At 69.2% G+C, this 12,183-nt stretch carries 1 protein-coding gene (only partly in view); it reads right to left on the reverse strand.

The genetic code is table 11. The features are described 5' to 3' along the window. A protein-coding gene (locus ABEB12_RS16000; protein WP_185065993.1) for a preprotein translocase subunit SecA crosses the window boundary here: on the reverse strand, nucleotides 1-12,183 show its 3' portion. 24,930 nt of this gene lie beyond the right edge of the window; only the last 12,183 of its 37,113 coding nucleotides appear in the window; its start codon lies beyond the right edge, outside the window; the stop codon is at nucleotides 1-3.

The raw sequence follows: 12,183 nt of genomic DNA on the forward strand, positions 1-12,183 counted from the left end.
TCAACGGTCGGTCAGCAGGTGGGTAGCTTCCTCGCGCAGCCGCTCCTCCGCATCCTGGTTTCGAGACGCCCAGACCTTCAGCAGCTTGGCGATCTCGGGCCGCACCGTCCCCACCCGCAACGGTTCGACCGGGCGGCTCGGCAGGTCGAAGAGACCGGCGAACAAGCGCGCGGGAGCGGCGATTACCGGCAACAACTCCTCCGGATCGGCAGTCGTAGCCGTCTCCGGCTGCGCCGTCGGTATACGCAGGTGCAGTTTCGTCTCGTCACGCAGCACGAACCGATCACGGTTCTCAACCGCGTCGACCACTCTGCGCACCGCCTCCGGTGTCACACCAAGCAGCCGAGCTAGCCGGTCCAGCTCCGCCGCACGGCCGGGAATGAGTGTCAGCAGTGCCGTGAGCCGGGCCACCAGCGGCTGCCCGGCGGTCGGGTCGAGCCGCTGATAGAGCGCGGCGATCCGGGCCACCAGCATCTCGATCTGGCGCATCAGCGGGGAGTCGTCGCCGTGGTGCGCATGCAGCCGCCGCGCGGCGGCCCAGATCCGGTGCGCCTGGATATAGACCGACCTCGGCGCGGTGTCGGCGCTGTTTTCCAGGCCGGGTAGGTCGAGCCAGACCCGCGAGACCAACCGGACACCGAGCGGTGTGGCATCCGTGGGGTCGGCCGGGCTGACCACTGCGTTGGCGAGCTGCTGCCAGCGGTCTACCCGCAGATCCAGCTCGCGGCGCAGTTCCCGCAGTGACCGGACCGCGTGGTCGATCTCGCCGCCCAGGATGTCGAGCTCCGGCGCTGCCGCCCGCGCCGAGTCAACCTGCTCGGCCAGCTCGATCGTGCGGTGCACACGCGCGGTGATGTCAATCACCAAGTCGTCCAGCGGGACCGCCCGGCCGGCTTGGGTCGCGATGTCCAGAAGTTCGGCCAGGTCCTGCTCGCGGATCTTGCGGATCTCGGTCGAACGTGGCGACTCCGTCCAGGATCGATCGGTGACGAGCCAGGTCCAGAACTGAGCAGCGATCGAGTCGCCGAGCTGGGGCGTGGACTTAACCAGCAGGACCTGTAGGTCGCCGACCCCGGTGGAGCGGCTCGGCAGCGCGAACTCGGTCCAGAGAGACCGAGCCGCCGCGACCAACAGGGCGCGGTGTTGCGCCCACAACCGGTCCAGCGCCCGGATCGCTCGCTTCCGGGCCGCCTTCTCCCCCGCGATGTGCCCGTCGACCCGATAGGTCCGCTCAAAGGCCAGCCCCCGCTTCCAGAACGCATGCACCTGGGCGGTCGCGTTGGCCAGCGTGGTCGGGCCTAGCAGCATGGCGAGCTGCCTGATCCGCTGGGTCTCCTCCAGCACGGGCTGGGCAACCCCGATCAACACACGCCCCGACGCCGCCTCATCGACCCAGGTGTAGAGGAGCACCTCATGTACCGGCTCGCCGAACTCACCAGCGGCCAGCCGCTCCAGCAGCTCAGTGGGTAGCAGCCGCAGCCCCGCGTCGTCGCTGCCCACGGACTCACGCTGCGGCTGGCTCAGATCGCGCAGTGATCCGACCGCTTGCGCGTGCCGCAGCATCGCATCGACCGCGGCCACCTGGTCGGGATTCAGCGCTCCTGTCCGGGACAATGCACCGGATCGGCCGGATGGTCGGTCGGTGATCTGGCGCGCAAGCCCCCACACCAGCCGAGCCCGGTCTCGGCGCAGCTCGGCTTCCTCCCAGATGACCCGGGTGACCTCAGCGAACAGCTCGATGCGGCGATGTTGCCCCGGGAGGAACCAGTAGGTGTGGGCGAGCTCCATCAGCTCCGTAAACAGTCCCTCGACCTGCCCAACGTGCTCCTCGGCCGACGCCGAGGCGGCCCGCAGGGCTTCGAGTCCTTCCTGAGCCGAGGTAGACGTCTCGACCGCCAACCGGACCGCGAGCAGCTGCCGCGTCCACCACCGAATGTCCTTGATCCGGTCGCTTCGGAGGCCTGTGTATACCGCGCGGGCGAACGATTCCTGTTTCTCACTCCGACCGAACCGGTGCGCGTTCGCGGCGGGCAGGTCCTCAGCATCCTGCAACCACGCCAGCAGGTCGACGGCGCGGTCTTCGGTGCCGGAGGCGGTCCGCAGCTGGTCGGTGGAGATGATAGGCAGACCAGCACCGCCCGCCCCGGCCGCGACCCGCCGACCGAGCTCGCCTACCCGCGCCACAAGGTCTCTGACCGCCCACTCGCGCGCCCACCCCAGCTCCACGGCGGGCGCGACCGGCTCTACGCCGCCGCCAAGCATCCGGTGCCACCATTCCTTGTCCAGCGAACCGCGGTTGATCAGCGCCAGCGACAGCAAGAGCGCGGTTTCGAAGACGAACACGTCGCGGCCGCCTTCCCAACCCACCAGGACGACCTCCGCCGGGCTGGATCCCGTTTCGACCGCCATCTGGTCAACTACCGAGGAAGGCACGACCCACACTCGCGGCCCGCTAGGCATCGCCCGCCGCTCGGCACCGGTCAGAGGGCGCGCGAGGCGGACCAGCCGGGGCAACCAGCCTCGAATCGTGCCCGTCAGGTGGCTATCGTTGACTAGGGCCACGACCCGCAACCGCGCGTCCGCAGGTGGCGCCCTCGGCGCCCGAGTCCCGCGAGCCTTGATCACGATCAGCACGGCGATCGCCATGACCACCGAAACAACGGCGAGGCCGGCCAGCACCGGGTGCGAGCCGACCAGGTCGGCGACCCAGTTGTGTCCGACGAATGCGGCCCCGACCAGTGACGTGGCGTTGTCGCGCCTGTCGGCGGCGTCGTACTCGCCTACCGCCTTTACCTCGACTAGATGTGTATCCAGCAGCCGCACCGTGCGTTCGGTATGGAAGGATATCTGATGATCGCCGGCTCTGATCGGCTCACCGCCTCGCAAGAAGCCCGCGACATTAAACAGCCTTGGGCCCTGTACCCAGTCGAACGTGTGGACCAGGCCTGACTGACGCATAGTGCGCACGAATTCCTGATAGTCACTGGTTGCCGCGTGGAACGTCTTCCCGGACAACGCGCTCAGCCTGGATCCACCGACGAAATGATTGCCGGATGTGTGTCGTGAGGACGGGAGTGTCCTTTGACCTGGGCTATTGCGGGTTGCTGCTGGGCTCAAGCCTTGCGGCGAGGAGACACTTCCCAAGTACGGTTGTGCCTGGGCAGCAGCGCTCTCCAGCCCGCCGACCAAGGGCGACATAGCGGCAATGACCGGCGGCTCGGAATCCTTGGGGTGTTGGTGTCCTCGACTGCCAGCCATCAGGCTGTAGACCCTGAATCGAAGGGGTCGGGCCTGCTGCTCGTGCCGCTTGGGGTCTAGGGGCTCGTGTCCGGGGTGGGCGTGGACCTCGTGAAGGACGAGCCCACGCTGAAGATCAGCGGGAAGGACTTCCCACCATTCAATGGACAGGTACTTTGTGGGGTTGATCGAGTAGCCGAGCACGATGCTGGCCAGCTCATCGGGATCGATGTTGATGTCCGGGTGGTTTCTGACGTACTCGGCGAGATCGCGCCGCAGCTGCGCGGTGAAGAACCATACAAACTCCCCGGGCTCTCCGGCCGCCCGCGAAGAGCGAAGCCCCACGGTCAGCCCAGGCAGCACGGCCTGCAGGGCGTGTTGTTCGAGTCTGGTGAGCTCACGCAGCGCAAACGCACCATCATCGCCAGAGGACTGGTCGGTATCACTATCCCGACCCGCCAGGTCTTGCTCGAAAGACTCACGGATGCCGGGCTCGTGCGGCTGATCCGTGAGACCCCCGGCCTTCGTACCTGAACCGGTTGACAGTTCAGTCGGCGGTGTCTCTCCGAAGGTGGCGATGAGCTGGTCGAGCAGTTCGTCTTGCCGCATCGCTGCGGCCTCTAGCGGGGCGAGCTGGTGAATCTCTCGGTGGACCGAGAAATACGGCAGTTCACGGTTGTGACGCACTATCTGCTTGATCTCATCGACCTTCTCATCAACGGCCCGAGCCGCAGTGCGCAGCGCCAGCAGGTGTTTCACCGCGTCCCGTTCGCTCGGCAGGCCGGCTCGGCGGAGGCTGTGCTTGCCTTCGATGCGGAAGGCGATTTCGAACGCGATGACCTTTGCCAACCACCATGGTCCGAGGTGGAACCGGTCAAGTGCCTCTCGCCAGGCGCTTTCCACGATGACGACATAGCCGCCACCCGGCGCGTTCTTGTCCGGCCAACTGAAGGCGACCAAGCCCGTCAACTCGCCGGTCAACCCCGTCGCTGCCAGCTCGGCGGCGGCCTGATCAGTCAGAAGCCGGACCATGCGCAGATCGGCCTTCAACCCCGCGATTGGCTCCGAGCTCAGCGGCATGCGGTACTGGCGGCCCTGATCCAACCAGTCACTACCCGGCTGTGGCAGCCGGCCGACCCTGGCGGCCAGCGAGATTTGCAGCTTACGTAGCTGCCGGGCGCGCAGCTTCTGTTCCGACAATGTGCCGCCCAACGGGTCTTCACCCTGGTCACGCCGATCTGGGTTGGCGAGGTCCTCGGTGAGCGAGGTAAACGTGACGAGTCGCTCGAGTCCCCCGACCTCTTCCCGCACCCCCCTCGCGTGCTGTCGGCTTTCTGCCAACAGCTCATCGCGGGGGCGGCCAGTCCTTGCCTCCGTGCTCGGGGAACGATTGTGTTCCAACCACCACAGCACAGAAGTAACGACCGAGCCCGCAGGCATGGTGAACCGGATGCTGAGGTCGAGGTTGTTTGCTGCCACCAGCGCGGCCAGTAGCGCGTCGTGTGCCTCGTTCAGCCGAAGCTGGTCGAGCATGTTGGCGGCATGCCGCAACAGATCGATGATCGGCCGCACTGCGTTGACGAGGGTGGCCGGGTCTATCGGCCCATAGCCAAGCTGGTCGAGCAGCCGCAACCGGCCGTTCTCGGCAGTATCGGCCACGGTTCGCGCCAGGGCACGTTCCGCATCGGTCAGGGTGGGGTCGGACGCCGCGCCGTGCAGCTCGGCGATGGCGTGAGCCAGCGAGCGGAGACGCTCTTGAGCCTCCCGGTACTGGTCGGTCCTCGAAGGCGTCGCGGCCGGGTTGGTCAGATAGCCCGCGAGCGCCTCCTCGGCCTCGGCCATTCGAGCAACTGCCTGTTCGATCAGCCGCTCAAGACCCTCGCCCAGCCGCGCTGGGAAGTCCTCATCCACCTGCCGCGCGGCATCCTCACCCGAGTGTTGGAGCGCCCGTTCCGCGGTGTTCACCGCTGGGTCCTCGCCGAGCATTTCCCTGGCCAGGGCTACCACCGCCTCGTTGTCACCGGCGGCGGTAGCGGCGGCAAGGCGGTTGAGCAGCTCGCTGATCAGGTAATCGCCTTCTTGCGCGGCCTTTTCGGCGTGATCAGAAAGCTCTCGCTCGAGGCGCGCGCGCGAGCCGTCGTGGCTGTCGGCAGTGTCCCGGGGGCTGTGGAAGTCCGCTGACTCGTGGCTCATCAGCTGTTTCCACGGTCCTGGGGCAGCGGATCGCAGTGGCGAAGCACCGAACCAGTCCTGCTCACCGTCGGCCCGGCCACCAGAGCCCACGCCTTGGGTGGCGCTGGCGGCGGTGACCGCGTCGGCCAGCTGCGCTGGCCACTCGCTCGGCAACGGCGCCGCTGCCACCGGCTCACCGGTTGCCGAGGTGACGACCTCGTCGCCGGGCAGCCGGAAACGGTGCATTCGGAGCGGACCCGTCTCACCGGTCGCGTCCGAGCTGGCTGCCACCCCGGTGGCGATCGTCCGCAGTGCCCACTCGACCCGCTGTCCGGCGTCCCAGGTTTCGGCGCCGGGGACAAACCGGGCGACGAGACCAGACAGCAAAGCAAGCACCTGCAGAGCGTCGGGACCGTAGGCGTCTCGCATCAGCTCGCCGCTCACCACGAACAGACCAGCCGGACCGGAGAGCTCCAGGGCCAGGTCGCGCCAAGTGAGCGCGGTGAACCCGAACTCCGCCGCGGCCGCCGCTTGGAAGCCGGCAAGACCCTTCCGCAGCTCAGACTCTGTCGAGCGAATCTTCGTCCACAGCTCCAAAGACACCGTGCCGAGGGGCAGCTCGGAGAGCCCCCGGTGCACGTCCCGCAATCGCGCCCAGGCGTCGTCCAGCTGGGAGATCCCGCTGCGCCACTGCTCGCTGGGCAGGCCCCGGGCGTCCCGAACCAACCCGCCGATCAGGTCCAGCCGCTCGACCTCCTCAGCCGGATCGGATACAGCAGCCCGACCGACGGCCAGCAGCCGGTCCAAGTCAAAGGACAACCAAGAGCCAGTGTCAGGTGCCGGGGAAGACCCCTGCGCGGGGGGCGGTGTCGCGGCGGCCTTCGCCCGACCGAACAGGCCGCTGAGCAGCCCACGCGGCCGGGTCGGCCGCTGCGTTTTCCGCAGAATGCGGGCCAGTACCGACCACGCGAGCACACCGAGCACGACCGCGCCCAGTGCCACGATCGCGGTGATCTCCCAGCCCGGGGGCGCTTTGGTCCACTTCGCCGACCCGTCACGCGGGAATATCGCGTGCCCGCTGTGCCCGGTGGCCCAGCTGGTGAATCGGTGACCACCGAGGACCAGGCCCGCCAGCGACATCGACGCCGTTGACCGGTGGCCGGGACCGTCTGACGGACCGGCCCGGCCGAATAGCGGGCGCGGCGACTGCAGGCCTCCGGCAATCGGCGACGGGATCAGCTCGTCGGGGCGGATGCCGAGTTGCTCGGCCATCTCCAGCGGGAAGCCGGAGAAGGTCGCTCCCGTGTCGACCAGGACGGAGACCGGTTCGTTGGACTCGCCCAGGGCCAGGTCCACCATGGGTGCCGCCGGGCGGTCCCCGATGTCGCGGTAAGGGAAGATCACACCAGCCGCGCCGGGGTTGGCCGCGCGGAGCCGGATCAGCGCCACCCGTAGCTCGGTTTCGGTGTCCACACCAGGCGCTGCGGCCTCCGTCTTGCGCAGCCGGTGGACGAGGGTGCGCATCTGCTCGTCGTGCTCGGGGCCGTGGTGCCGGTTGCCGTCGATGTGCTCGTCCCTCTCGTGGCGCAGGACGTCCAGCCACCAGTCCACGAACGTGGGGTCGAACTCGATCAACAGGTCGGCCAGCTCGACCAGCCACATCGGCACCAGGATTTGACGGGTCGGCTTCCAGCCAAAGCTGAACAGCCGGCCGTTCAGCGGCGCCTCGTTGGTGACCCGCAGCATCGCCACCAGCTCGGCCAGCTCCCGAGCCCTGTCCGCATCCAGACCCGGCGGACCCCGCGTCACCCGGGTGAACCGTTCGCCATCGAGCGCTACCGAGGTCCTCAACAGGTTGGGCATCCGCGGGTCCATCTCCTGCTGCGCCTGCATGCTGTCCATGTCCGCGACCAGCGAGCCACCCCGGTCGCCTGCCGCGCCCCCGAGCCCGTTGTCGCCGAGGGCCTGTACGGCGGCTCGGACGTACGGTTCGAGATCGGTGGTCTGCTCGCCGCTCGCCCGGAGTATCTGCGCGCGGCTCATCAGGCCGAGCAACAGCTCGACGGCGAGTCGGGCGTCGGTACCGGGGACCGACTCGGGCCGGGCGAGCGCCTCGGCCAGCCGGCGCCCCTCGTCGGTGACGGAGTACTGCAAGACCTTCTGGTCGGTGGGGTCGTTTGCGGCGTCGGCCAGACCCCACAGCTTGAACACGACCAGCAGGAGCCTGGTGTCGGGCAGAGACACCGAGTCGAGCCACGTTTGGAACTCGGCGGCGATGATGCTGTGGCGGACGCCACCCGTGGCCCTGGCGATCGCGTCGACGGCGTTGACGAACGTGTGCAGCAGGGCCACAGGCGTTTCGGCGGTCGGGGCGTCGGCGAAGGTGATCGTGGGACGCAGGGTGTCGAACGCGGCCCCCAGCTCCGATGCGCCGAGGTCGGGGTGTTCGCCGGCGGGCTGGAAGAACACCGGGGCGAACTCGCGAACCTTGTCCTGGTAGTCGGGGTCGTTGATGCCGCCCGGGCTGGCGGTGTCGCGCAGCAGCTCCCGGGCGTTCGCGGTGGCCAGGTAGCGTTCGTCGCGCCCGCCGTCGGCCGGTTCCCGGGTGAGCAGGTCCAGCTCCTCGAGCACGGTGAGTGCGAGTCCGGCCCACGCGGCGTCCAGACCGGGAACCTCCGAGGCCAGTGCGGCGGCCAGCTCGGTGGCGGTGATGCCCGGGGGCGCCACGGTGGGACGCAGCACCGCCCACCACGAGTCAGCCGGCACGCCCTCGGGCCGGGCCGGCACCTGGGCGTCCAAGACCTCCCGCACCCGGTCGGCCGCGTCGACCACCTGTCCGTGCGACTCGGAGTATGTGCCGTGGGCTTCCTTGTGGCCGAGATCCAGGTTGGGGCTCAGCGCGAGCTGTACCGCCAGCTCCGACAGCGCCTTGCGGCTGTCGGGGTTCAGGTGCCGGTCGTGGTCAGCCAGCGCCGCCAACACCGCGAGACCGAGATCGGTCAGCGCATAGGCGGGCACGCGGTGATCTTGGCCGGGCCGCGTGGTGACCAGGCCCATGCCCGGCTCCTCACCCAGGGCACGCAGGCGCCGGCCCAGCACGGTGGGCGATACCCTGGGCGGCCGTCGCCGAAGCGCAGGTGAGGTGATCCCCGTTGCGCCGGCCTCGCGGAGGGCGATCAACGTGTCGCCGACCGAGCCGGGCGGGAACAGCGTGATCGTGTCGGCCAGCGGGCCACCCCGGATGATGCGGATCAGGGTCAGCAACGGCCCGAGCCCGTCCTCGATCCCCTCCACACGCGCTGGCACACGGGTGCCGTCGTCGGACCGGCGACTGAGCATGGGTTCGAGCAACAGGGCGTAGAACGCCCGTGCCAGCCGCAGTTCGTGGTCACCCCGGTAGTGGCGGCTCGGATCGGCGACCGTGGCCAGCAACAGCTGGATGTGATCCGGTACGACGTAGGCCAACTCCTTGGTGCCGCCGCCCGGCCGGCGGGCCGGGAGGGGCCACAGCAGGCCCAGCCTGACCAGTTGCGGCAACGCCAGGCGCAGCGTCGCCAGGTCGATGCCCGACACGTCCGCCATCTCGTGGCTGGTCAACCCCGGCTGTGCCGCGTCCGGCTCGTACGGGTACTCACCCACCTCTTCGAACAAGGTCCACAGCGACTTGGCCGGCCCGTTGCGCAATGCCGGGGCGGAAATCCCCAGCAGGGTGTGCAGCGCCGAGGCCAACCGCTGCGTCGACTCGGCGCTCGGGGCGAACACCGCCTCTGGCGCCAGCCATTCGCGCACCGCCCGGATATCCAGGTCGGGCCGGTCGGCGGGTGACGGCGTGAGGTAGCCGATCAGCCGGGGAAGGTCCACCTCGGTCGAAAGCCGGTAAGCCCACTCGAGCCCGCTCGCCCCGGGCCGCGGGGTGCGGACGACCAGGCCAACCTTCCGCAGCACCAACAGCCGGGCACGGATCGCATTGCGACGAATGGTGGTGATGCGCTCGGTCAGCCCCAGCTCGGTGATCCCGGCCGTGCCGGCGAGGGCTACCAGGCCGAGGACCGTGCGCAGAGAGTCCTCCCCCGGACCACCGGCGAGCTGGCTAGCCGTCTGCCGGGTCAGCCAGTGCTCGAGCAGCAGCTGGTTGAGGGTCAGGTGCATGCGCAGGTAACCGGGGGGGCCGCGTACGCGGATGGTGGCGGCGTCGGTGAACGCCGCTGAGGTGTGTGGTCCGGCCACGGCGACGGACACGATGTCGTCGCTGCTGGCCCAACGGCCGACCACGGCGTCGAACAGGTGCGGCAGGTGGGCGAGGCTGGCGGGGATTTGACCGGCGGCGATGGTCAGGGCGTCGGAGATGGCGTTGTAGTCGCTGCCGGAGTCGCCTCCGTAGATCAGCAGCGGGCGCACGTTCTCGGGCAGGTCGTTCACCAGTTGTGCGAATCCGGTGATCTTCGACGCCGGGACCTGGGGGTGGGTCAGGTCGAACACGTCGGCGCCGGCTTGGACGTTGAAGCGGAGGTCGTTCTCGCCGGCGGCCCGTAGCGCGAGGCCGAGTTCGTTGGCGCGAGCCTTGGTTTCGGCCGGGGCGTGGATCCAGTCGTAGGCGCGCATCAACAGCTCACCGTTCGGGCCGAGCTTGTCGATGGGTTCGATGCCAGCGGCGGCGTGCTCGTCGGTGAAGTGCTCGTTGTGGAAGCTCTCCAGCGCGGCCGGCCAGGCCGGATCCGTCAGCTTCTCGGCTGTTTCCGGCTCGAGTGCGCCCGGCCACCGGATTTGGGCGCCGAACAGACCAACCACGCTGAGTCGGTCTCCGGGGCGGGCGCCGAACAGGCTCATCAGTTGCGACGCCGCGCGGCCGGAGTTCAGGCCGGCCAGCGCGCCCAGCAAGGTGTGGCCGTGGAAGGTGGCGGCCGCGCCCGGAAGCAACTGGGGGTACGACATAGAAGACTCGGGGTCGGTCAATGCCTCGTCCACGTCGGACAAGATCATCAGCGCTGTGCTCGGGTCCATCCGGGCCACCAACGCTTCGAGCACGGCGCGGATCTCCGCGTCGGTGGAGAACGCATAGTCCGGCGCCCAGCCCGGGTAGACCCAACCATCCAGACCGGTCAACAGGCCCGACAGGCGTTGCTGCGCTCCGACCAGGCCGGTGACGGCGGTGCCGGTACCGTCGCCGGAGTCGATGGCGGTTACGAGGGTGTCGTATGCGGTGCTCAGCTGTTCGCTGGCCTGGGCCAGCCACGTGCGGAGCTGGATGCTGAGGCACTCGACCAGCTGGTCGTTGTCGTGGTCGTGCTCGCGGCCGGTGTGCTGGTTGCCGTTGATGTGGAAGTCGCGTTCGTGACGCAGCATCTTCAGCCACCAGCGGGCGAACCGCAGGTCCAGGCCGATCAGCTGGTTGACCAGGCCTGCGGCCCCCACCGGGACCAGGATCACAGGGCTGCCGTCGCCGCGACGGCCGCCGTGGCCGAGCAGCCGCCCGCCCAGCGGTGCCTCGTCGGTGATGACAACCCAGCCGGCGAGCTCGGCCAGCTCGGCGAGCTCGGCGTCGGTGAACACGCCCGGCGGGCCCCGCGCCAGATGCGGGAACCGTTCTCCGTCCAGCGCGGTCGCGCCCGCCACCAAGCGGGTCACCTCACCGGCTGGTAGCAGTTGCTGTATCTGCTCACCCGGTAGACCGATCACCAGGCCATCGCCAGGCCCGTCCTCGCCAGCGGCGAAGGCGAAGGCGTATGCCTTCGGCCCGCCGAGGCTGATCCGGTCGCCGTCCGCCAGGGTGTGTTCGGTGGTGCGTTTCCCGTTGACGAACGTGCCGTAGCTGGAGCCGATGTCGCGCAGTACCCAGCCGCCCTTGCCGTCGGGCTCGATCTCGCCGTGTCGGCGGGAGGCCTGCCCGTGGCTGACCAGGATGTCGTTGCCGTTGGTGTGCTCGGGTGCGCCCCGCCCGACACGCAGCGCCTGGCCCCCGGTGAGCACGACCCGTTCCCCACCACCGACCGGGTCCAGGCCGGTCGGGCCGAACCGCGCGGCGCCGTTGATCACGGTTTGCCCGGCGGCCAGCGCGGCCACCCGTGCGTCGAGCACCGGGATGGCGAGTTCCAGGAACGCGTTGATCAGCGACCCGGTGACGGCGTAGAGAGTGTCGAAACCGGCGCTGGTGATGCCGGTGAGCAGACCCGCCATGGTGACGGCAGGGCCACCGGACAGGCCGCCGCCGCCCAGCGCCTCGACGTTCAGGTGCCCGGGCAGCCGCTCGCCGATCGGGCCGGGGATGGTGAGCCGGTGGCCCTGCGGGTTGCCGATGAAGGCGACCCAATCCACGGCCTCGACCGCGGGCAGCCCGACGGCGGGCTCGGTGATGTTGTAGACGGCGACCAGCGCCAGGTCGATGTTCGGTGTGCCTGCTTCGGGGGTGCGGACGTGGTTGAGCGCCGCGTTGCCCTCGCTGGAGAGGTCGGCCAGCTCGCCGTAGTCGCGGTCGCGCAGCGTCACCCAGTTGGCGATGGGCTGATGGTTGACGCTGTGCACCCTGGGGTCGGACGCGACGTGCCAGGCGGTCAGTACGTACGCCGGCGTGCCCGGGCCGGCGGCCCGGATCACCACACCGCTGCCGATCCGTTTGCCGTCCCGGTCGTAGAAGTCCACCACCGAGGCCCCGGCGTCGGTCAGCGGGGTACCGGTGTCGGTGAGCTCGAGCGGCGCGCCCGGGGTGACCCCTCGCAGGCCCAGCAACAGCGGCCGGCCGGGTTCGACCTCGTAGGTGATCAGGCTGACCTGGCTGGT

The organism is Actinospineispora eucalypti, assembly GCF_039543365.1.
In the GTDB taxonomy this organism is placed as follows: domain Bacteria; phylum Actinomycetota; class Actinomycetes; order Mycobacteriales; family Pseudonocardiaceae; genus Pseudonocardia; species Pseudonocardia eucalypti.